General features: G+C 70.1%; 18 protein-coding genes, 1 pseudogene and 1 riboswitch. Of the genes and pseudogenes, 17 read left to right on the forward strand and 2 right to left on the reverse strand.

Annotated features, from left to right (window positions below; genetic code table 11):
- Positions 1-841 precede the first annotated feature (841 nt).
- Positions 842-3,148, reverse strand: coding sequence for a HelD family protein (locus ACYVD1_RS26495; RefSeq protein WP_460777199.1), 2,307 nt, complete (start codon positions 3,146-3,148; stop codon positions 842-844).
- A 382-nt stretch (positions 3,149-3,530) separates the two neighbouring features.
- Here ACYVD1_RS26495 and ACYVD1_RS26500 point away from each other — a divergent pair, with 382 nt between their 5' ends.
- The 17 genes and pseudogenes from ACYVD1_RS26500 to ACYVD1_RS26580 all read left to right on the forward strand — a co-directional run bounded on the left by ACYVD1_RS26500 (position 3,531) and on the right by ACYVD1_RS26580 (position 25,181).
- Positions 3,531-5,795: an anthranilate synthase component I gene (locus ACYVD1_RS26500; RefSeq protein ID WP_460777200.1), complete on the forward strand. Its 2,265-nt coding sequence runs from the start codon at positions 3,531-3,533 to the stop codon at positions 5,793-5,795.
- Positions 5,796-5,920: 125 nt separating this feature from the next.
- The gene (locus tag ACYVD1_RS26505; RefSeq protein ID WP_460777201.1) at positions 5,921-6,064 is read left to right on the forward strand and encodes a GPGG-motif small membrane protein; all 144 of its coding nucleotides are present in this window, start codon (positions 5,921-5,923) and stop codon (positions 6,062-6,064) included.
- Positions 6,065-6,338: 274 nt separating this feature from the next.
- Positions 6,339-7,136, forward strand: a complete 798-nt coding sequence (gene thyX / locus ACYVD1_RS26510) for an FAD-dependent thymidylate synthase (protein ID WP_460777202.1) — start codon at positions 6,339-6,341, stop codon at positions 7,134-7,136.
- Positions 7,137-7,421: 285 nt separating this feature from the next.
- Positions 7,422-8,366, forward strand: coding sequence for a PRC and DUF2382 domain-containing protein (locus tag ACYVD1_RS26515; RefSeq protein WP_460777203.1), 945 nt, complete (start codon positions 7,422-7,424; stop codon positions 8,364-8,366).
- Between the two features lie 188 nt (positions 8,367-8,554).
- Entirely contained in the window at positions 8,555-8,953 is a 399-nt protein-coding gene (locus ACYVD1_RS26520) for a DUF4352 domain-containing protein (protein ID WP_460777204.1), read from the forward strand.
- Between the two features lie 143 nt (positions 8,954-9,096).
- Positions 9,097-10,332, forward strand: coding sequence for a right-handed parallel beta-helix repeat-containing protein (locus ACYVD1_RS26525; protein WP_460777205.1), 1,236 nt, complete (start codon positions 9,097-9,099; stop codon positions 10,330-10,332).
- 495 nt (positions 10,333-10,827) lie between these two features.
- Positions 10,828-11,481 carry a DUF4352 domain-containing protein gene (locus tag ACYVD1_RS26530; protein ID WP_460777206.1) on the forward strand — a complete coding sequence of 218 codons (654 nt, stop codon included), beginning with the start codon at positions 10,828-10,830 and terminating at the stop codon, positions 11,479-11,481.
- 34 nt (positions 11,482-11,515) lie between these two features.
- A pseudogene (locus tag ACYVD1_RS26535) lies at positions 11,516-11,800 on the forward strand (DUF4352 domain-containing protein); the annotation flags it as partial.
- Between the two features lie 159 nt (positions 11,801-11,959).
- Positions 11,960-13,360, forward strand: coding sequence for a flavin monoamine oxidase family protein (locus tag ACYVD1_RS26540; RefSeq protein WP_460777207.1), 1,401 nt, complete (start codon positions 11,960-11,962; stop codon positions 13,358-13,360).
- A gap of 150 nt (positions 13,361-13,510) precedes the next feature.
- Positions 13,511-13,846, forward strand: a complete 336-nt coding sequence (locus ACYVD1_RS26545; protein ID WP_460777208.1) for a DUF2795 domain-containing protein — start codon at positions 13,511-13,513, stop codon at positions 13,844-13,846.
- Between the two features lie 220 nt (positions 13,847-14,066).
- Entirely contained in the window at positions 14,067-14,822 is a 756-nt protein-coding gene (locus tag ACYVD1_RS26550; RefSeq protein ID WP_460777226.1) for a CDP-alcohol phosphatidyltransferase family protein, read from the forward strand.
- A 207-nt stretch (positions 14,823-15,029) separates the two neighbouring features.
- Positions 15,030-17,534 (forward strand): sugar phosphate nucleotidyltransferase, encoded by a 2,505-nt coding sequence (locus ACYVD1_RS26555; protein ID WP_460777227.1) that lies wholly within the window; start codon positions 15,030-15,032, stop codon positions 17,532-17,534.
- 614 nt (positions 17,535-18,148) lie between these two features.
- Positions 18,149-18,691, forward strand: a complete 543-nt coding sequence (locus tag ACYVD1_RS26560; RefSeq protein WP_460777209.1) for an FHA domain-containing protein — start codon at positions 18,149-18,151, stop codon at positions 18,689-18,691.
- Positions 18,692-18,862: 171 nt separating this feature from the next.
- Positions 18,863-19,336: a bifunctional nuclease family protein gene (locus tag ACYVD1_RS26565; RefSeq protein ID WP_460777210.1), complete on the forward strand. Its 474-nt coding sequence runs from the start codon at positions 18,863-18,865 to the stop codon at positions 19,334-19,336.
- Between the two features lie 467 nt (positions 19,337-19,803).
- Entirely contained in the window at positions 19,804-20,292 is a 489-nt protein-coding gene (locus tag ACYVD1_RS26570) for a MerR family transcriptional regulator (protein WP_460777228.1), read from the forward strand.
- A gap of 258 nt (positions 20,293-20,550) precedes the next feature.
- A riboswitch (glycine riboswitch) is annotated at positions 20,551-20,642 on the forward strand.
- A 91-nt stretch (positions 20,643-20,733) separates the two neighbouring features.
- On the forward strand, positions 20,734-23,631 hold the full coding sequence (gene gcvP / locus ACYVD1_RS26575; protein ID WP_460777211.1) for an aminomethyl-transferring glycine dehydrogenase: 2,898 nt from the start codon (positions 20,734-20,736) through the stop codon (positions 23,629-23,631).
- Positions 23,632-23,924: 293 nt separating this feature from the next.
- A complete protein-coding gene (locus tag ACYVD1_RS26580; RefSeq protein ID WP_460777212.1) occupies positions 23,925-25,181 on the forward strand; it encodes a tetratricopeptide repeat protein in 1,257 nt (418 codons plus the stop codon).
- A 107-nt stretch (positions 25,182-25,288) separates the two neighbouring features.
- On the opposite strand, the gene ACYVD1_RS26585 is transcribed toward ACYVD1_RS26580, so the two are convergent.
- Entirely contained in the window at positions 25,289-25,477 is a 189-nt protein-coding gene (locus ACYVD1_RS26585; RefSeq protein WP_254421345.1) for a DUF5999 family protein, read from the reverse strand.
- Positions 25,478-25,540: the final 63 nt, after the last annotated feature.

Below are 25,540 nucleotides of genomic sequence, written 5' to 3' on the forward strand. Positions count from 1 at the left end.
CCCAGGGGCACGTCCCGGTTAAAGAAGGCGGTGGTCTCGTCCCGGGCAGCGGCCACCGCGGTATCCACCGGGGTGTGCCCGGTGGGGGTGGGTGCTTCAGGAGAGATCGCCATTCTTCCATTGTAAGCGAAAAGGTCGGAGAATGGAAGTCTGCCGCTGGTCCGAACTGAATTCATGACTTTCTCCAGGGGTGCCCCCTGGCTTTCTTCTAGCCCCCAATTCAGGCCACCTGGTTCGGCATTTATGCCCACCTGGAATTCCAGGTTTCTGTGTTTGCGGTGGTGCTTTTCGCCTCGCACATGGACCGGCCGCGACACCCGCAACCGTTGCCCGCCGGCGCAGTGGCAGGCATCGGCCCCCGGCCGAAGGCCGCCGTGGTTCGCAGCAGAGCATGACCGGCCGCGACACCGCCAGCCGTCGAAGCTCCGGCGGAGTGGCCATTGACGGCCGCCAGGCCGTGCTTGTGCCGTAGGGGCCCCTTCGGGCCCAACGGGCCCATCGCTACCCCGACCACACCTCCCCCGTTTCCTGATAGCCGCCCACCCGCCGTCGCAGCGAAGCGGGTCAAGGTGGAGCGCCTTTGATGCGCGAAGCGCTCGATGGCGACGACCTTGAGGCGCGTAGCGGAGACGGCCACCATCAAGCGGCAGGAAACGGGGAAACCACCCGCACAAGACCAGCACCCCCACGGGCAAACCCCACCCACAGAGCACCCACCCACGGGCCCACCCACGGAGATAGGAAGGTGCCGGACGCGGGAGGTCACCCACCAGCCAGGTGGGCGCCTATCTGCAAGCCCGCGGCACCTACCCGCAAGCCCACGCCTCTAGCTGTGGGAACTTCACCCGGCCAGCTGCTTGAGCACCTCCGGCAGGTCGCCCTCGTGGGCGACGGTCAGGCGCTTGGTAGCGCGGGTGACCGCGACGTACAAATCGTTGGCGCCCCGGGGCTGCTCCAGCAGCTCCTCCGGGCGGACCACCACGACCGAGTCGAACTCCAGGCCCTTGGACCCGGTGGCGGTCAGTGCCACCACGGCCGCGCCCAGGCCGTCTGAATCCGCTTCCCGGTCCCCTCCCGAACCCGCTCCCGGGCGTCCCGCCTCCGGAAGCGCGGCCGCCACCTCGGACAGGGAGATGTCGGAGGTGATCACCGCGATCCGGCCCTCCCCGACAGCCTCCCTTTCCTCGGCCACCAGGCCGGGCAGACCCTGCAGACCCGCGATCCGCACCGCGCGGGGCGGATCGCCCTCCTCGCGGACCGACTCGGGCACCTCCTGGTCCGGGGCGGCCTCGCGCAGGACGTCGGCGGCCACGGTCATGATCGGGGCCGGGGTCCGGTAGTTGACCCGCAGGTGCTCCACGTGCACCTTGTCGCGGGCGTACGGGCTCAGGGCCGCCGACCAGGAGCCGGTGCCCGCGGCGTTGCCGGTCTGGGCCACGTCGCCGACGACGGTGAGCGAGCGTGTGGGGACGCGCCGCATGACGGTGCGCCAGGCCATGGGGGACAGCTCCTGGGCCTCGTCCACGATCACGTGCCCGTAGGCCCACGTGCGGTCCGCCGCCGCCCGGTCCGCGGTGGTCAGCTCCGGTCCGGTGTCGCGGTGGCGCTCGGCGAGGGTCGCCGCGTCCAGGCCCAGGTCCGGGTCCCCGGACAGGCCGGTGAACTCCAGCACGCCCTGGGCGTAGCGCTCCTCCTCTTCGCGCTCTTCCTGTTCCCGGCGTCGGCGCGCCCGTTCGGCACTGTCGTCCTCCCCGAGGAGTTCGGCGGCCTCGTCCAGCAGCGGGACGTCCTCCACCGTCCACGGCGCGTCCAAGGGACGGGCCAGCGCAGGGGCCTGAGCCACCCCCGCCCCGGCTCCCACCCGGGCCAGGGCCTCCGGGTCGGAGTACAGGCCGCGCAGCAGGTCCTGGGCGGTGAGGTCGGGCCACAGGGCGTCGATCGCGGCCTGGACGGGGGCCTCGTGCCACAGCCGCGCGCCCACGTGCGGCAGGTCCTCGTCCACGACGGGACGACCGAGCAGCAGCGACTCGGCGCGGGCGAGTTCGGCGAGAAGCGTGTTCACCAGGTACTTGCGCGCGGCGTTGTGCGGCAGCCGCAGCTTCCGAGTGGTCTCCAGCACCTGTGCGCACACGTCCTCGGGCACGACCAGGAGGCCCGTGTCGGTCTCCACACGGAGGTCGCCCTCGCCGAAGGCCCGCCGCGGCGTGCGCTGCCGGTCCCTGAGCGCGGCCGCGACCAGCTCGACCATCTCGGCTGAGCCCTTGACCAGGGCGGTCCCGGGCGTGTCGTGCGCCGTCGCCGCCACAGCGGGGAAGAGCTCGCCGACCGTGCGCATGACCACGTCGGTCTCGCCGAGCGAGGGGAGGACGTCGCCGACGTAGCGCAGGAAGGCCGGGTTGGGCCCAACCACCAGGACGCCCCGGCGCTCGAGGACCCGGCGGTGCGTGTAGAGCAGGTAGGCGGCGCGGTGCAGGGCGGCGACGGTCTTCCCGGTGCCCGGGCCGCCTTGGACGACCAGGACCCCGGCGAGCCGGGCGCGGATGACCCGGTCCTGTTCGGCCTGGATGGTGGCGACGATGTCATGCATGCGGCCGGTGCGGCCGCGCTGCAGGGAGGCCAGCAAGGCGGCCTCGCCGACCAGCTGGCGGCGGTCGCCGTCGGTGAGGCCGTCGGCGTCGAACACCTCGTCGTCCAGACCCACCACCCTGCGCCGCCGCACCCTCAGGTGGCGTCGGCGGGTGATCCCCTCGGGGTCGCTGGGGGTGGCCGCGTAGAAGGGGCGGGCGGCCGGGGCGCGCCAGTCCACGAGGATGGTCTCGTGCTCGGAGTCACGCAGCCCGATCCGGCCCACATAGCGGGCCTCGGCGTCCTCGGGTCCGTGGTTGATGTCGATCCTGCCGAAGCAGAGGCCCTCCTCGACGGAGCCGAGCTGGGCCTTGCGCCTGGCCTGTTCGTAGGAGCGTGCCTCGCGTTCCATCAGGGCGGCGTAGCCCGCGCGCTCCTGCAGGTGGGCGGAGGCGAGCTGGTGGTCGGTGTGGTTCCGAAGGGTGTCCAGACGCTCGTACATGGCGCTGACCCGTGCCTGTTCGACCGCGATAGCGGCCTCCTCGGCGGAGGGGGAGGAACTGCCTGATTGACAGGAACTCATGTAATTGCTATCCTTGCGAAGAGAAAGGCTTGTGATAGCTGGTTGATGGAATGGAGTACCGAAGACTAGCAGAGTCCGCGGTCCTCCCGCCAGTGCGTGCGGCCGGATGCCCTTTCACGCCTCCCTCTCCTTTTCCCTCTCCCGGTTCGGGCGAGGGTTTTTCCGTGTCCGGGGCCCACACGGTGCCCGGCACCCGCTACACTCGGCCCCATGCGAAACCCGTCGACCCTTCAGGGACAGTGGTGGCGCCGCTTCTAGGCGGCGCACCGACAGTTCGCATCCCCGAACACCTCAGCGACCGCCCCGGACCGGCGGTCGTTTCTGCTTTTGGCGGCCCCGGCCGGTGACGACCAACCCGACCGCAGCGCCAAAAGGACCGGCCGTGAACCCCAGCGACGCACAGACCACCACGTACCGCACGCCGAGCGGTGTGACCGTCCACCGCAGTGCCACGCCCTGCGACCCCGAGATCCTCACCGACCTCGTCAACTCGGTCGAGTTCCGGCGCGGCGGCGTGCTCTCCTCAGGGATGGAGTATCCGGGCCGCTACGACCGCTGGCACCTGGGCTACGTCGACCCCTGCCTCGAGGTCAGCACCCGCGGGCGCCGGGTCACCGCCACCGCGCTCAACGCCCGCGGCCGCGTCCTGCTCCCGGTCCTGGCAGGCGCCCTCGACGCCGTGGACGGTGCCACCGACCGCGACCAGGGCGCTGGCCACGTCGCGATCACCGTGCCCGAGCCCGACCCGGACGCCTTCTTCACCGAGGAGGAGCGCAGCCGCCGCCCCAGCGTCTTCACCGCCGTGCGCTCTGTGGTCGCCGCCCTGCACAGCCCCGAGGACTCCAACCTCGGCCTCTACGGTGCCTTCGGCTACGACCTCGCCTTCCAGTTCGAGCCCGTCGAGCGGCACATCGACCGCGACCCCGCCGACCGCGACCTGGTCCTGCACCTGCCCGACGCCGTCATCGTCCGCGACCGCAAGCGCGAGACGTGCGTGCGCTACACCTACGAGTTCACCGTCCCCGCCGACGGCGACCGCCCGGAAGCCAGCACCGACGGCCTGCCCCGGGAGACCGAACCGACCCCGCCGGTGGTCGCCACCGAGGTCCCGCCCGGCCCCGTGCCCGGTTCCTACGCCGAGGTGGTCGCCGAGGCCAAGAAGAAGTTCCGCCGCGGCGACCTGTTCGAGGTCGTCCCCGGTCACCGCATCTACGCGCGCTGCTCCTCGCCCGCCCGCTTCTACGAGATGCTCCGCGAACGCAACCCCGCGCCCTACGAGTTCTTCTTCAACCTGGGTGAGGGCGAGTACCTGGTCGGCGCTTCCCCGGAGATGTTCGTGCGGGTCAGCGGCGAGCCCGGGACCGGACAGCGGGTCGAGACCTGCCCCATCTCCGGCACCATCCGGCGCGGGGAGGACGCGCTCGGCGACGCCGAGAACATCCAGGAACTGCTCTCCTCGGTGAAGGAGAAGTCCGAACTCACCATGTGCACCGACGTGGACCGCAACGACAAGTCGCGCGTGTGCGAGCCGGGCAGCGTCAAGGTGATCGGCCGCAGGCAGATCGAGATGTACTCGCGGCTGATCCACACCGTGGACCACATCGAGGGCACGCTGCGCCGCGACTTCGACGCCATGGACGCCTTCCTCACCCACATGTGGGCGGTCACCGTCACGGGTGCGCCCAAGACCTGGGCGATGCGCTTCATCGAGCAGCACGAGTCAAGCCCCCGCCGCTGGTACGGCGGGGCCGTCGGGGTGATCAACTTCGACGGATCCATGAACACCGGCCTCACCCTGCGCACCGCCCACATCCAGGACGGGGTGGCGGCGGTGCGCGCGGGCGCGACCCTGCTGTACGACTCCGACCCCGAGGCGGAGGAGAAGGAGACCTTCCTCAAGGCCCGCGCCCTGCTGGAGACCCTCGCCCAAGGCGAGGAGGCCTCGGCCGCCGAGGCCGCCGGACACGGGGGCCCGGACAGCGCCGGGACGGCCGCCGGAACCCCTGGCGCGGCCGACACCGCTCCCGACCCGGCCGGAATGCCCGGCGCGGGTATGCGCGTCCTCCTGGTGGACCACGAGGACTCGTTCGTCAACACGCTCGCCGACTACGTGCGCCGCCACGGCGCCGAGGTGACCACCGTCCGCTACGGCTTCGACCCCTCGCTGCTGGACCGGATCGCCCCCGACCTCGTGGTCCTGTCGCCCGGCCCCGGGCTGCCCGTGGACTTCGCGATGTCGGAGCTGCTGGACGCCCTCGCCGCCCGCGACCTGCCGGTCTTCGGGGTGTGCCTCGGGCTGCAGGGCATGGTCGAGCACGCCGGGGGAGAGCTGCGGACCCTCGACGAGCCGGTACACGGCAAGCCCGGCCGCGTCCGGGTCTCCGGCGGAAATCTCTTGGCGGGGCTGGGCGAGGACGGCGCCTTCCCCGCCGCCCGCTACCACTCCACCTACTGCACGCCGGGCCTGGTGAAGAACTACGAGGTGACCGCGGTCCTGGACGGTGCGCCCGGTGAGGATTCCGTGGTGATGGCGATCGAGGATCCGGCGGCCCGGTGGTCCGCCGTCCAGTTCCACCCGGAGTCGATCCTCACCGCCCCGGTCGGCGAGGGCATCGTGTCGCGCGCCTTGGAGCTGGCCAAGCGCTGAGCCGGGAGGGCCGCGCGCGAGATTCGTCGCGCGCGGACCCCCTCTCACCTGCACGAAGGCAAGAGATTCCCGAAACCTTGCTGGTAAAGCTGTTTGATGGATCCGTTAGCGGACAGGGGTTGCGTATGAGTATTCTGCTACTGATTCTCGGGATCATCCTCATTGTCTCCGGTGTGCTGGGCGTCATCCGCGGCCAGCTCCTCTGGGGCATCGTCCTCATCGTCATCGGGCTCATCCTCTCGCCCGGTGGCTTCGCCCTCGGCCTCTAACGGATGAACCTGCCTGCCGCGAACCCCAGGAGAGAGTTAACGGCACCGGAACGGGGCCGGGTGACCGACCGAGAGTCGGACGCCCGGCCCCGTTCGCTTTTCCGCCCGCTTCCGTCGCGGTTGCGATCCCGGGCCCGGCTTAGTGCCCGCATCGGACGTGTACCCTCGGGGGAGGTCAATCGGCCCAGCCCCACACACGCTCCCGTGCCCCGGAAACCCTGGTCATGGCCCTGACGCGTGCCTCGGGGCGGGGAGTCGCTAGGGAGAGGGTGCCGTGAAGAAGGTCGAGCCACAGGTCCGCCTGGTTGCACGTCCGCAGGTGGACTACGACGCGATCACCGACTACCTCAAGGAGGTCGGCGGCGAGGCGTGGCTGGAGCGGTTCGACCGCGGTGAGCTCGACGCCCACCTCAACGACCCCCAGAACCTCGCCGAGTTCGCCGGCCGGCTGTGCTACCGCTCCTGGGAGCCTGGTCTGAACCCGAACGTCACCCGGGTGCGCAAGGACCAGGACCAGTACCTGGGCAACCTGCTGGCCAGCCTGCACGGCTCGGTGCTGGAGCACATCAGCTTCAGCTTCGTGCTGCACAACGTCTCGCGGGTGCTCACACACGAGCTCATCCGGCACCGGCCCGGCGTGGCCGTCTCGCAGGAGTCGCTGCGCTTCGTGCGCCTCACCGACCTGCCGTTCTGGTTCCCCGACTGGGCCGAGGAGGACCCGGAGCTGATGGAGCGGGCCGGCGCGATGCTCCAGCAGATGGAGGACTTCCAGTTCTGGATGGCCGAGCACTTCGGGCTCGACGACGAGGGCGTGAAGTTCGCGGAGAAGAAGCACAAGACGTCCTTTATGCGCCGCTTCGCCCCCGAAGGTGTGGCGACCGGTCTGGTGTGGACCGCCAACGTGCGCACCCTGCGCCACACCCTGGAGGCTCGCACCGCACCCGGTGCCGAAGAGGAGATCCGGCTGCTCTTCCACCGCATCGGCGAGGCCCTGAAGGAGGAGGCACCCGCGCTCTTCGGCGACTACGGCGTCGAGGACGGCGCCTGGGTCCCCCAGTGGCGCAAGGTCTGACCCCGGCGCGCTGACTCGGACCCGCTGAGCCTGACCGAACCGAGCATCGCGGCGCCCGCCCCTGACCTCCAGGGGCGGGCGCCGCGCGTTTCGCTGGCGCCAATGCCGGACCACCAATTCATTACGAGGTGGCCGACCAGTCCCATGTACGGCCCTATGGCCGGTACTGCCTCGTGCACGGTCTGCCCTCAGGACCTGTATGTACTGAGTGTCCGGGTAGAGGCGGGGAGCGGCCCGGGGGTGCAGGCCTGCCCCCACCAACGCAAACCAAGGAGGGGATGTTCCGTGGCAAGCGAACTCGTGCCCGAGAACCTCGTCGGCCACCGCGTGCTCGACACCGAGGGACAGAACGTGGGGAAGATCAAGCAGGTCTTCCTCGACGACAGGACGGGGGAACCGAGTTGGGTGTCGGTCCACACCGGCCTGTTCGGTATGAGGGAGACCCTGGTCCCCCTCCAGGGGGCCCATCCGATGGAGGAGGACATCCAGATCCCGTACGACAAGGCCACGGTCAAGGACGCGCCGCATGTCGACGCGGAGCGGCACGTCTCCCCGGAGGACGAGGCGCTCGTCCGCGACTACTTCGCCAAACGGGGTGGGATGCCCCAGCGGAGCGGTGAGGAACGGGGCTCGGGGTCCGGGGCCGCTGAGGGCATGGCGGCGGGGTCCGCGATGCCCGAGGGCCGAGGCGGCCGTGCGCCGCTCGCCAACGATGAGTGGGGTGCCGAAGCGGAGGCCGAGACCTCCCGGTCCGAAGCCGCCCCGGCCGCCGCCGCTGGGACGGGCATGACCGACGCTCCGGCCGACGGCCGGAGCGACGAGCGCCTCGGCGGTCCGGGCTCCGAGGACTCGGAGGACCTGTCGGTGCTTCGCCACGAGGAGCAGGTGGACATCGGCGTCGAGCGGCGCGAGGGCGGACAGGCGCGGATGCGCAAGCACGTCGAGACCGAGCGCTTCGACGAGACCGTCCCGCTCCACCACGAGGAACTGGAGGTCGAGCGCAGGCCGATCACCGACCCCTCGCAGGTGCCGGACCCCGGCCACATGGAGGAGGGAGAGGAGACCTTCACGCTCTACGAGGAGCGTCCGGTCGTCTCCAAGGAGGAGGTGCCGGTCGAGGAGATCCACGTGCGCAAGCGCGACGTCACCAGCGAGGAGCACGTCGAGGGCGAGCGCCGCAAGGAGCGCATCGATTTCGAGGACGAGGACGGCACGCCGCCTTCCTCCTGAGCGCTGTCCGAGCGTCGCGGTCGCGCGCCGGTGAGCTCGCCGGGGCCCCGGCGGGCGAGCTTGCGCGCGACCGCTTGCTCGGCCGGACACGGTGAGCGGAGGCCGGGGAGGGTAGGTGTGTTTCAGGGCCTGAGCGAGTAGGCGCCCCCCTGCGCCGCCGGGCCATCCCACCACTGACGGAGGCCCCCATGGCACAGACTCCTTCCGCGTCCGTCGTCGTCGGCAACCTCCGGTTCACCGTCCGTTCCGTGCGATCGGGGGTCCCCGCGGTCGAGGGAGACCGGGGGAGCGTCCGTGAGCCGGAGGGGAAGTTCACCGTGGTCGAGCTCTATGTGCTGAACACCGGCGACCAGAAGGCGTCCTTCTACACGGGTGCGCAGCGCCTCGTCGACAACGAGGGTGCCGAGCACATGATCGACCCCGTGGCGACGGCCCTGGTGGAGACCGTTCTCGATTCCCTGAAGCCCGGCGAGGCGGGTGACACCGCCCTGGTCTTCGACCTCACGGAACGGGTCGAACCCCTGCAGATCCTGCTGTGCGACACCTACGACCGTTCCCGTCGCCGCAGCGTCCAGTTCGTCTTCTGAAATCCCCGAGGCGAGGGAGGCCCGTGTTCGCACCGGTATCGGGAAACCGCTTTCCATGCTAGCTTCCGACCCCGCGGCGGGGACGGATCCCGCCGCTTTCGTGAACCCCTTGCCCCCACAGGGCCCGCACACGAGGAGCTTGTATGCGTTCCGACCCCCGACGCCGACCACGCCCGCGTCCCTCACGTCCGCGCTGGGCATTGCCCACCGCCGGCCTGGCCGTACTCGCCGGGCTGGGTGTGGCGGCCGCCACCCTCGCCCCCGGCGACCAGTCCTCCGACACCCGGCTCCAGGGCTCCGACGCCACGGCCGAGGCCGCGGCGGCCGATTGCGGTGAGGGAACCTTCGACGCCGAAGCCGACCTGGACGGCTCCACCTGGACCGTGCGCAGCGGCGGCGACGTCGTCCACGAGGGCGACGACATGCTCACCGCCATGCGCGAGGCGGTCGACAGCCTCGACGACGGGCGCACGTCCCAGGAGAGCGTGGTCGTCCGCGGCTCCGGCTCCGTTCCCGCAGACGAGTCGTTGGACCTGCCGAGCCACACGTCCCTGGAAGTGTGCGGCACCATCGACGTCGCCGGCGAGGTGAGCGCGGACCACGCCGCCGTGCGCATCCGCCACGCCGAGGACGTGGCCGTGCCCCACCTGTCCCTCACCGGCACCCCGCACTTCGGGGTGTTCGTGCAGAGCGCGGAGGACGTGCACTTCGGCCAGGTCGACCTGAGGATGTCCGGCGGCCACGGCATGCGCATCGACAGCCGGGACAACGACGACGTCCGCCAGGCCCGCGACATCAGCATCGACGACGTCTACGTCTCGGGCACCGACAACCACGGTGTGGAGACCTACGGCGTCGACGGTTTCACCGTAGGCACCGTCACGGCCAGGGACACCGCCTACTCGGGCCTGTTGCTCAACGACACCGAGAACGCCGACATCGGGCTCGTCGACGCCGAGAACGCGGGCGCCGACACCGGGTACGCGGCCTTCCGCATGGCCAACCGCAACGGCATGGTCGGGGACGCCCACCCCAGCAACATCCGGGTCGGCGAAGTGCGGGCCCGCGGCGGCGGCCGCGGGATCTTCTGCGTGTCCGAGAGCGGCGGCGCCGTCATCGAGAACGTGGACATCGCCGGGACCGGCGGCAACGCGATCCTGATCGAGAACTGCCACAACGTGACCATCGCCGAGGAGGGCGGCACGGTCGAGGGCCCGGGCGACATCCGGATCGCCGCCCGGGACGAGTTCGCCAACACGTCGGACGTGACCCTGGAGAACCTGACCGTGGTCGACTCGGCGGTCAACGAGGAGCCGTGTGCCGAAGGCACCGTCATCCGCGACATCACGTGGCAGGACAGCGAAGACAACAGCTGCTGACCAGCCCGTTCCGGGGTACCCGGTGGGCTGTCCGTCGGCTCAGGTGCCGGGTACCCCGCCGGAAGAAATCTGAAAGCCTTGCGCACTAGCTTTCACGGGTAGGTGAGAGCGGAGGGTGCGCGCAGCGCGCCCTGCTGGGTCGGGCGGTCAGGACGGGGCCGCCCGGGTCGGCAGGGTGGCGGTCGGATGGAGAGCGCCGACCGCCGCCCTGGCCCCTGTTCGAGCCGGACCTTCCCCCCACTACCGCGACCCGAGAGCAAGGCATCCGCGCCCGGAGATACCTTGCGCACGAGGTTATGACCCTCTGTCGCTGGCTTTGCTGCCCCCGTCGAAAAAGTTCTGGCCCGATGCGGCCACGAGTCCGCTGAACCTCCCCGGACAGACAGCCGTCGGACCACACGTGAACGGCGCTGACGAACCAGGCAGAGGGGATTCACGCGGCCGCCTTCCCTTTCCGCCCCTATGCCACCCCCACACAAGGACGTGGAAACAACGATGACTTACGGTAATAATCCGGGAAGCAGGACCTCCCCCCTGGCCGTGCTCGGCTGCATCGGCATCGCCGCCATCCTGGTGATCGCCATCGCCGTGGGCGGCTACGTGTTCTTCGGTGACCGCCTGGGCACTGACAGCTCGGTCGCGGCGGAGGACTCCGCGGACGACACCGGGGGCGACGGTGACACCGAAGGCGGGGGCGCCGAGGAAGACGCTGACGACGACGGAGACACCGGCAGCGGCGGCGGTGAAGGGGGTACCGTGCAGCCCGGTGACCTGAGCTACACCTTCTACTCCATGACCACGGACTACGGCAGCGTCGAGAGCCACCGGGGCCCCGTCATCGAGCCCGACGGGCAGTTCGTCCTCGTCGAGATGGTGGTCGAGAACCACGGCAGCGAGCTGATTACCTTCTCGCCCGTGCCGACGCGCATGGTGGACGGCCAGGGGATCGAATACGAGCACCACATCGAAGCGACGGTCTCCGAGAAGGGCAACTACGCCAGCACCAGCGGAGTCTCCGCGAACCTGGAGCCGGGCGACGACGGTTATTTCCTGGCCCTGTACGACATCCCCGCGGACGAGGACCCGAGCCACCTGCTCGTCTCGGACATGAGCTTCGGCGACCCCCAGGCCAACCTCGACCTGCACTGAGTTCTGCCGCCGTGCCGAAGTTCCCGAACCGACCGATGAGTACGCCAAGGCCTCGTTCGAGGCGGAGAACCACGGCAACGAGATGGTTATCCACAGCGATATGACTTACCGCCTGGTGAATACCGATGGCGTCGAGCATGCGTTCGATCTCGAGGCGGCCGGTGCCAACCGAGACAGCCTGGACTTCTCCCACAACGTCGAACCGGGCGACCGGGGCCTCGTCGAGGTCGTCTTCGACATCCCGGAGGACGCCGAGCCTTACTACCTCGAGGTCACGCACGACGGCACCGGCCCCGCGGCCAATATGGGCCTGGAGTAGTGGTCGCGGGTTGACCGGTCACGGTTGACAGCGGTCCGGGGCGGGACCGGCGCCTGAGACCGGTCCCCGCCCCGGACCTTTCCGTGTGTCCTCCCTGGTCGGAGTGGTTCGTCCGCTTAGGGTCGCCCTTGTCGTCCGTCGACACGGAGGGGGAGCGCGATGACCGAGGACGTGAGCGGCGAGAACACCGGGGACGAGGTCTCCGGCGACGGGGCGGAGCAGCGCGACGGGGCCCGCGCCGAACCCGGGCCGCGCGGACGCCAGGCCGACCCCGGCCGGGGCCACACCATCGTCGTGGGGGCGGGCACGGCCGGGCTGGCCGCCGCGGACCGGCTCGCCGACCAGGGTGAACGCGTCACCGTGCTCGAGGCCCGGGACCGGATCGGGGGCCGGATCCACTCGGTGCGCACCTGGGACGGCGCGACCCTGGACGTCGGAGCGTCCTGGATGCGCGGAGAGGAGAACAACCCGCTGTCCCGGCTGGTGGAGCAGGTGGGTGCGCGCACCGCCGTGTTCAACCGCTCCACCGAGACCGCCTACGACCCCAAGGGCCGTCGGCTCCTGTTCGACCGGCACCGCCGCAACCTGGAGGACGTCAGCCTCCTCCACGAACACATGTACTGGGCCACGGTCGGCGCCAGCCCCGAGGAGTCCATGGAAGAGGGCATCAACCACGCCCTCTACGACGTCAACCTCGTGCGCTCCCGGGCCAGGGACGCCACCGAGATCGTTCACCGGCTCGCCGAGGCCGACCACGGGGCCGACGCCGAGGATGTCGCCTTCTCCGCGGTCGCGGCCCTGCACGAGTTCAGCGGTGACGACGTCGTGTTCCCCGAGGGGATGGGGCAGGTCACCGACTACCTCGCCCGAGGGCTGGACGTGCGCCTGGAGCACGTGGTCCTGGCCGTGTCCCACAACGACCGGAGCGCCAGTGTGCGGGTCGACACCCCGGAGGGGGAGGAGACCCTGACCGCGGACCGGGTCGTGGTCACGCTCCCCGTCGGGGTACTCAAGGCCGGGCAGGTGGGTTTCGAGCCGGCTCTTCCCGTGGACAAGCAGGACGCGCTGGAGCGGCTGGGCAACGGTCGGCTGGAGAAGCTCTTCCTACGCTTCGACGAGGTCTTCTGGGGCGACGCGGAGGTGATCGTCCACCTGGGGACCGAGGAGGGCGCGTGGTTCCACTGGTACGCGGGCCAGAACGTCTTCGGCCAGCCCATCCTCGTCAGCCGCAACGGTGGGAACGCGGCGCGCTTCCTCGCCGGGATGGACGAGGCGCAGGTGGTCGGACACGCCATGGCGTCGCTCCGCGGCATGTTCAAGAAGGCGCCCGACCCGGTCGACCACTACCTGACCCACTGGATGGACGACCCCTTCGCCCGGGGCGGTTTCTCCTTCACCGCCGTCGGCTCCGGCGACGGTGACCGCGCGATCCTCGGCGACCCGGTCGGGGACCGCGTGTTCTTCGCGGGTGAGGCCACCGAGACCGAGCACACCGCCACCGTGCACGGGGCGCTGCTCTCGGGTCGGCGCGAGGCCCAACGCATCCTCGCGCTGGGCTGAGTACGGAGCGTGTTCCCTGATTCGATACGGCCGTGCTCGGGTAGTGCGCGCCTATGCCCCCCACACCAGCCCTTGACACCGTCAGGAGAGGCCAAGGGCTCCAGAACGCCCGGGACGAGGGCGTAACCAGTTGATCCGGAGGTTGTGACGATGAGTACTGAACACGGAGTCGCGGGGCTGAAGAAAATCCTGGGGCAGGTGAGTTTTCCCGCCGACAAGGAGCAGATCGTGGAGCGGGCTTCGGCCCTGGGCGCTGACCGTGAGCTCCTGGGAGCGCTGCGGGCGATGCCTCCGGTCGGTTACGACCAGCCGGACGACGTCATGCGGTCGGTGCCCCTGGACGAGTCGGGCGGGGGAGAGCGAACGGAGTCCCAGCAGGCCCAGCAGCGCAGGCACCACACCAAGCCCGGGCAGGCGGAGACCATGAAGGAGACCGGTCCGGTCAACCCCATCGAGGAGGAGACCGGGGAGAACCGCAAGTCCTGAGGAGGGTCGGCCACACCCTCCCGCGAATCCGATGAGGTCTGAGCGGCGGCGCCAAGTTCCAGAGAGAAGTCCGTACACGGTACGATCGGGGCGCGGTAGTCCACCGGAGACCAGTCGGGGCCGACGGGTGCCATGGTGGCGGGAAGCGACGGTCCAGCCCGTTATCGTTGGCACCATGGGGCGATCCGCGGAAGAAGGCAGACACGAGGCGAGGGGCGACGTGGCCAGCCCGGTGGTCAGTGACCGCATCTGGACGGTTCCCAACCTGTTGAGCATGCTCCGGTTGTTGGGTGTTCCGCTGTTCCTGTGGCTCATCCTGGTGCCGCAGGCGGACTGGTGGGCGCTCCTCGTGCTCGTCTTCGCCGGGCTCAGCGACTGGCTGGACGGTAAGATCGCGCGGGCCTGGAACCAGATGTCCAAACTCGGGCAGATCCTCGACCCGCTCGCCGACCGCCTCTACATCTTCGCGGCCCTGCTCGGGCTGGTCGTGCGCGGCATCGTCCCGTGGTGGCTGATGGCCATCCTGGTGCTGCGCGACGTCCTCATCATCGGTGCCCTGCCGCTGCTGCGCCACTTCGGCTACGGTCCGCTGCCGGCCAACTTCGCCGGCAAGGCCGCCACACTCTGCCTGCTCTACTCGTTCCCGCTGCTGTTCATCGGCGGATACGCCTCGATCATCGGAGATGTGGCCCGGATTATAGGTTGGGCCTTCGCCCTGTGGGGAACGGCTCTGTACTGGTGGGCCGGACTGCTCTACGCCGTACAGGGCCTGCGCCTGATCGACCAGACCCGCCGCGACGAAGGCGCTGATCGCGCGGGCACCCGGACCGGTGTTCCCGGCAGCGACCCCACGCGCGGCCACAGCGCGGATCGACCCGATCCGGTCGCACCGGCGACCGCTGACGGCAATCCCGGTGCGGCACCCGAAGGCCCGGAGGGACCGGGCCTAACGGATCAGGGCAGGACCGGGCCCTGATCCACTGAGCGAACCGGCGGGCCGGCTCACCAAGAGTCCTGTCGGATCGAAAGGGAGTGTCATCTCCGCAATGAGAACATGTCCCACCGCGCGCGACGGCGCGCGCTCCGAACACCTTCCCTCCGCCCCGCCACCTGACGGCACAGCCGTTCGGAGGTCGCGACGATGACGAGCGAACATACGACCGAAGCCGCAGCGGCAGGCCCCATGAAGGCCGTCGTGATGGCGGGCGGTGAGGGCACGCGACTGCGGCCCATGACCGCCAACCAGCCCAAACCGCTCCTCCCGGTGGTCAACAAGCCCATCATGGAGCACGTGCTGCAGCTCCTGCGCAAGCACGGTTTCACCGAGACCGTGGTCACCGTGCAGTTCCTGGCCACTCTCATCCGCAACTACTTCGGTGACGGTGAGGAGCTCGGCATGAAGCTCCACTACGTCGCCGAGGAGGTCCCGCTCGGCACCGCTGGCAGCGTCAAAAACGCCGAGGAACACCTGCGCGGAGAGCCTTTCATCGTCATCTCCGGCGACGCGCTCACCGACATCGACCTCACCGACATGGTCCGCTTCCACAAGGAGCGCGGCGCCAAGGTCACCATCGCCCTCAAGCGGGTCCCCAACCCGCTGGAGTTCGGCATCATCATCGTGGACGACGAGGGGCGGATCCAGCGCTTCCTGGAGAAACCCACCTGGGGCCAGGTCTTCTCCGACACCGTCAACACGGGCATCTACATCATGGAGCCCGAGGTCCTCGAACGCGTCGCCGCCGGCGAGGTCGTCGACTGGTCCGGTGACGTCTTCCCCGAGCTGCTGGAGGAGGGCGAGCCCCTCTACGGGTACGTCGCCGACGGTTACTGGGAGGACGTCGGCACGCACGAGAGCTACCTGAGCGCCCAGGCCGACGTCCTCTCGGGCAAGGTCGACGTCGAGATCGACGGTTTCGAGGTATCGCCGGGGGTCTGGATCGGCGAGGGCGCGGAGGTCGACACCACCGCGGTCCTGAAGGGCCCCCTCTACATCGGTGACTACGCCAAGGTGGAGGCCGGCGCGGAGCTGCGCGAGTACACGGTGCTGGGCAGCAACGCCGTCGTGCGCGCGGAGGCCTTCTGCCACCGCACGGTCTTGCACGACAACGTGTTCATCGGCCGCGGCGCGAACCTGCGCGGCTGCGTGGTCGGCAAGAACACCGACATCATGGCCGCCGTCCGGATCGAGGAGGGCGCGGTCGTGGGCGAGGACTGCGTCATCGAGTCCGAGGCCTACGTGCACAACGACGTCAAGGTCTACCCCTTCAAGACCATCGAGGCCGGAACGGTGGTCAGCACCAACGTCGTCTGGGAGTCACGCGGGCAGCGCTCGCTGTTCGGCCCCCGCGGCGTGTCCGGGCTGATCAACGTCGAGATCACCCCGGAGCTCGCGGTCCGGCTGGCCAACGCCTACGCGACCACCCTCAAGAAGGGCGCGATCGTCACGACGTCCCGTGACGTGTCCAGGGCGGCGCGCACGCTCAAACGGGCGGTCATCAGCGCGCTCACGGCGGCCGCCATCGAGGTGCGCGACCTCGAGGTGGTTCCGTTGCCGGTGGCGCGCTTCCACACGTCCCAGAGCGGGATCAGCGGCGGCATCGCCGTGCGCACCAGCCCGGGCGACCCAGAGTCCGTGGACATCCTCTTCCTGGACGGTGAGGGTGCCGACCTCTCTCCGGGCGCTCAGCGCAAGCTCGACCGGGTCTTCTCCCGGGCCGAGTACCGGCGCGCCTTCCCCGGTGAGATCGGTGAACTGTCCATCCCCTCGCGCAACGTGGAGAACTACTCACACGAGCTCCTGCGCGCCGTGGACACCTCAGGGGTGGCCGAGGCGGAGCTGAAGGTCGTGGTCGACTGCGCGGGCGGTACGGGCTCGCTGATCCTGCCCTCGTTGCTGGGCCGGATCGGCGTGGACGTGCTCACGGTCAACAACCGGCTGGACGAGGCCTCACCCACGGACACGGTCGCCAAGAAGATGCGCGACCTGGAGCGTCTGGGCGAACTGGTCGCCAACTCCGGGGCCGACTTCGGCGTGCGGTTCGACCCGGTGGCCGAGCGTCTGGCCATCGTGGACGAGAACGGCGAGCTGGTGGACGGCGACCGCGCACTGCTGGTCGTCTTGGACCTGGTCGCGGACGAACGCGGCGGCGGCAGTGCGGCGCTTCCGGTGACCACGACCCGGGTGGCCGAGCAGGTGGCCCGGTCCCACGGGGCCGAGGTCCACTGGACGGCGACCGCCACCGACGAGCTGACCAAGGCCGTGCGCTCCGAGGGCGACACCATCGTCTTCGCCGGAGACGGCCGGGGCGGCTTCGTCGTCCCCGAGTTCAGCCCCACGAGCGACGGCATCGCGGCCTTCGTGCGGCTGCTGGGTCTGGTGGCGCGGACCCGGCGCTCGCTCGGCCAGATCGACCGTGCGATCCCTCAGGCGCATCTCCTGCGCCGTTCGGTGCCCACCCCGTGGGCGGTCAAGGGGAGCGTCATGCGCGCGGTCGTGGAGGCCGCGGGAGACCGGGAACTCGACACCACGGACGGCGTCCGCGCGATCGAGGCCGACGGCAGCTGGGCGCTGGTTCTGCCGGACACGGCCGAAGCCGTGACCCATCTTTGGGCCGAAGGTCCTGACTCGGACACTGCTCAGCGGTTGCTCGACGAATGGGCGGCCGTGGTGGAACGGGCCGAGGGTTAGCCGGACACCGTGCGGGTGCGGACGGGGCGCCGTCCGCACCCGCACGATTCTCCTGCGGACGGGTGCCCCGGAATCCTCCCCGGTCGACGACAACCCCCGGAAGTACGGGCATAAGGGCAGGTCAAGGCAGGTCGGGGGGCGTTCGGTAAAATCCAGTCCGCCATCGGGAGAACCAAACGCCCGGTCCGGGCATCAGCCCCATAATAGGTGTTGGGTTCCCTGCGGGCCCACACCGGTCGAAGCGGCGCCCCGGGGGCCGGTTCGGCCAGGTTCGCACCGCGGACCCTGTCAAGGGGGCCACGGCGGGCCTAGGGGGAGCAAAACCCTGTCTGGACAGGGATATGGTTTAAAGTCGAGTGTTCCCTGAAGCGCCGCGTCACCACCCGACTCGGGGATCCCGGCAACGGCGGACACCCAGTGGGGGGTGACAAGGAGTACAACATGGGGGATGAGACCTAGCGACCGAACCTGTGAGCCGTATCGTTGCCGCGTCAGCGGGCCGTCTCACGGTGTTCCGGACGGAGTGCGGGCACGGTGCCCGCTCGACGCCCGGAACGCGCCACCGATCAGCCGAATCAAGCACCGCCCCGTGCGGTAGGAGGCCGAGCCGACCTATGTCGAGCGTTTACTGCACGCAGTGCGGTCACGCCGTTGCGGATGATGCCCGTTTCTGCTCCCACTGTGGAACTCCCGTCCGCAGGGCCGAACAGCAGAGTCCTCAGCCTGCCGCGGCGGGGGACTCAGGTGGGGATGTCACTTCGACCATCTCCATCTCCGGAATACAGGCCTTGGAAGAGGAGGAATCGGGGGACGAGCTCGGCGGTGACGATCCCGCCAGCGCCGACGCACTACCGCCCGGAACCGCTCTGCTGGTGGTACGGCGGGGCCCCAACGCCGGGAGCCGCTTCCTTCTGGACAGCGACGTCACCACCGCGGGCCGCCATCCCAACAGCGACATCTTCCTTGACGACGTCACCGTTTCCCGACGCCACGTGGAGTTCTTCCGCAGGGGCAACGGGTTCGGCGTCCGCGACGTCGGTAGCCTCAACGGCACCTATGTCAACCGCGAGCCGGTGGACGAGGCCGAGCTGGGTGGAGGGGACGAGGTCCAGATCGGCAAGTTCCGCATGGTTCTGCTGACTAAACCGCGCCGGTGACGGTGCGCTGACCACGGTTGACGGGGGTGGGAGGGCCCAAGAGGTTTGCGGCCCCCCGCCTCCGGAGAGCTTTGTAACGAAGGGTGCCTTTGCCCTCGGGATCCTGTTTTCGCGGGGGAGCAGGGAACGAGCGCGCCCATCCGGCATGACGACTCGTGGGACGGAGCCGCTGTGAAGCACATGGAGGTCGTCGGCGTCCGGGTTGAGATGCCCTCGAACCAACCGATTGTCCTGCTCAAGGAATCCGAGGGAGACCGCTACCTGCCGATCTGGATCGGCGGTGTGGAGGCCACCGCGATCGCGCTCGCCCAACAGGGGGTCGCGCCCGCACGGCCGCTCACCCACGACCTGTTCCGAGACGTCCTGGACGCCTTGGACACCGGGCTCGAGAAGGTAAACATCACCGGCTTGAGCGACGGCATCTTCTACGCCGAGCTGGTCTTCAGTAACGGCGTGGAGGTCAGCGCGCGCCCCTCCGACTCGATCGCGCTGGCATTACGTACCGGTACGCCGATCTACGCGCACGAGGACGTGATCGAGGAGGCCGGGATGCCCATCCCGGACGAGCAGGAAGACCAGGTCGAGGCGTTCCGGGAGTTCCTGGACAACATCTCGCCCGAGGACTTCGGCCGACGGAGCACGTGACAGACACCTGACGGGGCCCGCCGCACATCGCGGGTCCCGAGTCGTGTACCGGGGCGGGACGTTCCCGCCGCGCGAAAAGTTCCGCATTGACCTGCGGTTTTGTGAGACAGACCGGTGATAGATTGGGACGAGGGAATGGTCGTGGTGGGTGCAGCCGAAAAGTCGTCGGATCCGCAGCCGGTCCCGCCGGGACGGTGACCGTCCCGGGGCCGCAGCGCGTAGTTGGCGACGCGCCGAGTGGCTTCATTGACGCTGCCTTGCGGCCGTCCTACGGTCAGTGCTGTGAAACTCGCGGCGCGCCTTTTCCCTGAGTGGACTCTCCCCTGTCGATGCCGCCGCGGGACGAGGAGCCGGAGGTCGGCGTGGCAGTAGCGAGCAGCAAGCAGGATCCCCATGACAGGCGGTCCGCGCTGCGGCTAGCAGGGCAGCAGGGCCTACTGTGCGAAGAGGACGTGGTGGCGCTGCCTATGGACGTCGGGTACCGGGGCCCAGCGGCGTGTACGGCCGCGGGGATCACCTATCGACAGCTCGACTACTGGGCCAGGACCGGCCTGGTGGAGCCGAGCGTGCGCACGGGTGCCCACAACGCCGCCCTGTACAGCCTTCCTGACATCCTGATGCTCAAGGTGGCCAAACGGTTCCTGGATACCGGGATCTCCCTGCAGCAGATCCGCACCGCGGTCGACCACCTGCGTGGCCGCCCCGCCGCTGAGCTGTCCCGCATCACCCTCATGAGCGACGGCGTCAGCGTCTACGAGTGCACCTCGCCGGACGAGGTCGTCGACCTGATGCAGCGCGGCCAGGGCATGTTCGGCCTGGCTCTGGCCAACGTCTCCCGCGAGCTGGAGGAAGCTCTGGGTGTGGTCCCCGCGGAGGAGCGCACGGATCTGCCGGCCCCGGCTCCCCAGCCCGTGGACGAGCTGGCCCGGAGGCGCCGGGAGCGGCGCACCGGCTGAGTCACCGTGGGTGGGGGCCGTGCGATCGGTGATCGCGCCCGCCGCCGGTGCCGCGCACGTCGGTGCTGTCCCGCTGTGAGCGCTCACGTAGGACGGGGCCGCCACCGTTGGACCAGCCGGAAGGTCGTGGGATCCGCCGAAAAAGGTGTGCCCTGGCTCGGTGGCTCCGGTGGTGATCGAGTACGGTCGTAGTCACAACTGGGATGAATACCGACATTATCCCTGCTTGCCTACATGTACAGAGCGTCAGCAGGCTGTTGATACCGCGCGGGAGAGACCTCGGTTGACGGGGCGCCGACGGGGCAATACTCCCCAGTAACCTCTCAGGCACCATGGACCGCGCGGAGGAGGCCACTCTGGAGCCTGGGTGCGCCCGGTGACAGAGGGGGAGACCGTGAGGAACACCGCCGACACGATCGGCCCTGTCACCAGGAGGTCTCCGTGACTGACCCGTCGAACGACCCCGCCCCGGGCACCCCTGCCCGGGTGTTCGCCGACCGCCATATCGGCCCCACTCCGGCAGAGACCGCGGAGATGCTGAAGACGGTCGGCTACGAATCCAGCACCGAGCTCATGACCGCCGCCGTGCCCGAGTCCATCCTCTCCGGACCCGGCCAGAGCGCCCCCCTCAACCTGCCGGAGGCGATCGGCGAGGCCGAGGCCCTGGCCGAGCTCCGCGACCGGGCCGAGCGCAACGAGGTCAACACCTCGCTGATCGGCCTGGGCTACTACGACACGCTCACCCCGCCGGTCATCATGCGCAACATCATGGAGAACCCGGCCTGGTACACGGCCTACACGCCCTACCAGCCGGAGATCTCCCAGGGCCGGCTCGAGGCCCTCCTCAACTTCCAGACCATGGTCTCCGACCTGACCGGTCTGCCCATCACCGGCGCCTCCCTGCTGGACGAGTCCACCGCGGCCGCCGAGGCGATGACCCTGGCCCGGCGGGCCTCCAAGGTCAAGAGCAACGTCTTCGTGGTCGACTCCGACATCTTCCCGCAGACCCTCCAGGTCCTGCGCACCCGTGCCGAGCCCCTTGGCATCGAGGTCGTCGTCGCCGACCTGAAGCAGGGGCTGCCCGAGGGCGAGACCTTCGGTGTCCTGGTGCAGTACCCGGCCTCCAGCGGTGCGGTGCGCGACCCCAGCGCCGTCATCGCCCAGGCGCAGGAGCGCGGCGCGCTCGCGGTGGTCGCCGCCGACATCCTCGCCCTCACGCTGCTGCGCAGCCCCGGTGACCTGGGCGCCGACATCGCGGTGGGCTCCACCCAGCGCTTCGGTGTCCCGCTCGGTTTCGGCGGCCCGCACGCCGGTTACATGTCCGTCGGCGAGAAGCTGCGCCGCCAGCTGCCCGGCCGTCTGGTCGGCGTCTCGGTCGACAACGTGGGAAAGCCCGCCTACCGCCTGGCCCTGCAGACCCGTGAGCAGCACATCCGCAGGGAGAAAGCCACCAGCAACATCTGCACCGCCCAGGTGCTGCTGGCCGTCATGGCCGGGATGTACGGCGTCTACCACGGCCCCGACGGCCTGCGCGCGATCGCGCGGCAGGTCCACGGGCGCACGGCCGCCCTGGCCGACGCGCTCACCCAGCGCGGGTTCGAGATCGTCCACTCCGCCTACTTCGACACTCTGCGCGTGCGTGTTCCCAGCGCCGACCGCGTCGTGGAGAAGGCCCTGGAGTCCGGCGTCAACCTGCTCGCCGTCGACCAGCGCACGGTCGGCCTCAGTGTCGACGAGACCACCACGGTCGCCGTTCTCGACAAGGTCCTGGCCGCCTTCGGCGAGGCCGACCGCGGCGCGGAGCGCGGTCCGCTCGCCGTCGACGAGTCCGCCGACCGCCTGCCCGCCGCCCTCGCCCGCGGTACCGACTACCTCACCCACGAGGTGTTCAACACCCACCGCAGCGAGACCTCCCTCCTGCGCTACATGCGCCGCCTGGCCGACCGCGACCTGGCGCTGGACCGCACGATGATCCCCTTGGGCTCGTGCACCATGAAGCTCAACGCCACGGCCGAGATGGAGGCCGTCACCTGGCCGGAGTTCGCGGGTCTGCACCCGTTCGCTCCGCTCGACCAGGCCGCGGGCAGCGTCTCGCTCGTCCGTGACCTGGAGGCCTGGCTGGCCGAGGTCACCGGGTACGACGCGGTGTCCCTGCAGCCCAACGCCGGGTCGCAGGGCGAGCTCGCCGGGCTTCTCGCGATCCGCGGCTACCACCGCTCGCGCGGGGAGGCCCACCGCGACGTCTGCCTCATCCCCAGCTCCGCGCACGGCACCAACGCCGCCAGTGCGGTCATGGCCGGAATGCGCGTGGCCGTGGTCGCCTGTGACGACGACGGCAACGTGGACCTCGGCGACCTGCGCGACAAGACCGCCAAGCACAGTGAGGACCTGGCGGCCATCATGGTCACCTACCCCTCCACCGCAGGCGTGTACGAGGACACCATCACCGAGGTGTGCCGCCTGGTCCACGAGGGCGGCGGCCAGGTCTACGTCGACGGCGCCAACCTGAACGCGCTGCTGGGCTGGGCCAAGCCGGGCGAGTTCGGCGCCGACGTCAGCCACCTGAACCTGCACAAGACCTTCTGCATCCCGCACGGCGGCGGTGGCCCGGGTGTCGGCCCGGTCGCGGTCCGCTCGCACCTGGCGGGCTTCCTGCCCAACCACCCGGGCCAGCCCGAGGCGGGCCCGCACACCGGGGTCGGCCCGGTCTCGGCCGCGCCGTTCGGTTCCGCCGGCATCCTGCCGATCTCCTGGGCGTACATGCGCATGATGGGCGGTGACGGGCTGCGCGCGGCCACCGAGACCGCGGTGCTGTCGGCCAACTACATCGCCAAGCGCCTGGAGGCCTACTACCCGGTGCTCTACACCGGCTCCAACGGCCTGGTCGCGCACGAGTGCATCATCGACATCCGCCCGCTCCAGAAGGCCAGCGGCATCAGCAACGAGGACGTCGCCAAGCGCCTGATGGACTACGGTTTCCACGCGCCGACCATGTCCTTCCCGGTCAACGGCACGCTGATGGTCGAGCCGACCGAGAGCGAGAACCTCGCCGAGCTGGAGCGGTTCATCCAGGCGATGATCGCCATCCGCGGCGAGATCGACCGGGTGACCGAGGGGGAGTGGACCGCGGACGACAACCCGCTGCGGGGCGCCCCGCACACCGCCGAGGCGCTGACCGCGGACACGTGGGACCACGGTTACACGCGTTCGGAGGCGGCCTACCCGCTGTCGTCGCTGCGCCAGGACAAGTACTGGCCGCCGGTCGGCCGGATCGACCAGGCCTACGGTGACCGCAACCTGGTCTGCTCCTGCCCGCCGCCGGAGGCCTTCGAGCTCTGACGCGCCGGACCGAACCGCCGAGAGCAACGGGGCGCCGACCTACGGGAAGGCGCCCCGTCTTCGCTCCTATGAATGATCTACGTCGTAAAGGTGCGGATAGTGGACGCCCCGAAAGCCCACACGGTCCACACCGGGCGTGGTTCGGAAGTGATCCGAAAAGGGCACGAACCCGGGAACCGACACCCGCACCACGAGCCCCCACCCGCCGGGGGAGAGCGCGTTAGAGTTACGGCGACGCCGACGGTCCGCGTTCCCCACCGCGCGGGCCGACACCCCCATGGAAAGCGGAGCGAATGACCACGACGTCCGGATCTCCCGCGCGCTCTGGCCCCGCCGACCCCCCGCCCGAACCCACCGACCCCGACGACGTCGAGGACACCTCCGCACCCGCGGCCGCCGAGGGCGCGGCCGACCTGTGCGACCAGGCCCAGGACCTCGCCGAGAACGGGCACCTCAAACGGGCCGCCAAGCTCTACCAGCAGGCCGTGTCCGCCAACCCCCGGCCCAAGGTCCAGGCCAGGGCGCTGCTCGGGCTGGCCGTGGTCCAGGACCAGCGCGGAGACCTCGCGGCTGCCAGGGAAGCGGCCCGGCGGGCCCTGGCCACCGGGGACGCCCGGTACGCCCCGCGTGCCGCCTACCACCTGGCGCTCTCCCTCGAGCAGGAGGGCTCCCACGGTGAGGCCGCGCGCGTCTGGCACCGCCTGCTGGACCTGGGAGGACCCGCCTACACCGCGGTGGCGCGGTACGGCCTGGCCCGCGAAGCCGAAGCGCGAGGCGAGGAGACCGAGGCGGAGGAACACTGGGAGGCGGCGCTGGAACTACCCCCCGACGATGCCGCGATCAGCCGACTGCACGCCACCACCGTCGTCGACGCCGCGCGCGACCTGGCCGGACGCCTCCTCGAACGGGCACGCCCGGGCGCCGCGGCAGCCGCCGTGGAGCGCGGACTGACCGCGGGCGACGACCCCGGGCTCAGGCTCTTGCGGGCCGCGGCCCACCTGGAGCGCGCGATCGCAGACGTGGGGGCGGTCGTCGACCCCCGGCCGTCCGACGAGGGTACGGTCGCCACCCCGGCGCCGCGAACCTCGGGCGCGGCGGTGGAGCTGCTCGCGGGCCTGCTGGCGCTGCGGGGCGAACCCGACTCGGCCGAAAGGGCCTGGCGCACGGGCCTGGACAGCCGTGATCCGGACACCGCCGACGCCGTACGCGCACGGCTGCGCCGCTCCTTCGCCCAGCCCCCTGCCGAGGACGGCGAAGCGGCACCGGAGCCCTGGTGGGACGTCTACCTGGAGGAGGCCGTGGCCACCGCGAGCGCGCCCGCGCTGGCCGGGGAGCTGTTCGCGGTCGTCACCCAGATGCACGCCCTGCTGGCGGTGCCGGTGGTGGAGGGCGAGGCCCGTCCGGCCGCGCTGCGGGCCGCCATGGAACAGGCCCTGCGCACCCCGAGCGAGCTGGTCTGGGGTGCGGACGTGCACGCGGACTTCCGGCGCAGGCTCAGCGCGGCGATGGGTGAGGACGTGCTGCCCGAGGGCTGGCCCGACGGCCGATGAGAGGTCTCGCGCACGCACCGCCCGGGAATCGGGGTGCCCGGGCGGGAGCGGTTGTTAGGCGGTTGACCGGAGAAGGCCCTGAGCAGGCCAGGGAAGGCGTCGGCGAGTCAGGCCGCGACGCGGGGCCGGTGCGGGGCGACAACCGCCCCGTCGGGGAGAAGCTCGCCGGTGTCGTCGAAAAGGACGACTCCGTTGCAGAGCAGGCTCCAACCCTGTTCGGGGTGGCTGGAGAGGACACGCGCGGCTTCGCGGTCGGTGTCTTCGAAGGACGGGCAGGAGGGTGAATGGCTGCACATGACAGAGCCTTTCTTAGCGGTGCTCCTCGTTGAGCTGACGCCCACAGTAGTGGTTGACATCAC

It is taken from the genome of Nocardiopsis nanhaiensis, from assembly GCF_054778635.1.